1 protein-coding gene and 1 pseudogene are annotated in these 854 nt (G+C 43.4%); both read left to right on the forward strand.

What is annotated here, in order from left to right; all coding sequences use genetic code 11:
* Positions 1–378: pseudogene (locus B4K20_RS01965) on the forward strand (sarcosine oxidase subunit gamma); the annotation flags it as partial.
* 38 nt (positions 379–416) lie between these two features.
* The coding region (locus B4K20_RS01970) for a glutamine synthetase beta-grasp domain-containing protein (RefSeq protein WP_349678785.1) at positions 417–854 on the forward strand (438 nt) is incomplete at its 3' end.

The raw sequence follows: 854 nt of genomic DNA on the forward strand, positions 1-854 counted from the left end.
GAATACCTGATCGAAGAGCCACTGAATTCACAACTGGTCGCTCAGTTAAATGCTTTGCCTGTCAATAAAGCCGGTGTCCATAAGGTAATTCGCAATGATGCGTCGTTTATTGTCAGTGGCAAGCTGGCAACAAAGTTATTTTCTGAAGTCTGTGCAATCGACCTGTCAGGAGATGCACTTGAAGAGAATCGTCTTGTCATGACTGTCATCGCCGGTGTATCGGTAACGTTGCTGAGACAGATGCTAAATGGCCAATCTGTTTATCGCATTTGGTGTGATGGTACGTATGGACCCTATCTGTGGAAAACACTATTAGGCATCACTGAAGAATATGGTGGCGGTGCCATTGGGTTCAGTTTTTATTACGAAAACAATTGATACGACCAAGTGTTGATCATTCAAACAGAGGAAATGTTATGAAGTATGAATTTGACCCTAAGGCTTCGCTCGCTGATCAAATAGCTTACGCGCAGAAGTTTTTAGCTGAAAACAATGTGAAATATGTGCTCGCTCAGTTTGTCGATATCCACGGTGTGGCTAAAGTCAAATCTGTGCCAGCGGATCATCTGGAAGACATTGTTAAAACCGGTGCCGGTTTTGCTGGTGGCGCTATTTGGGGTATGGGTATTAAACCGAATGGGCCAGATTACATGGCAATGGGCGACTTAAGCACATTGAGTTTATTGCCATGGCAACCTGGCTATGCCCGTTTAATTTGCGATGGTCATGTTAATGGTGAGCCATACAGCCATGACAGTCGTGTTGTACTGAAAAAACAAATCTCTCGTCTGACTGAAAAAGGCTGGATTTTATACACCGGTTTAGAGCCTGAATTCTCATTATTGAAAAAAGAC

The sequence above is a fragment of the Methylophaga sp. UBA5088 genome (genome assembly GCF_002414625.1).
Taxonomy (GTDB): Bacteria; Pseudomonadota; Gammaproteobacteria; order Nitrosococcales; family Methylophagaceae; genus Methylophaga; species Methylophaga marina.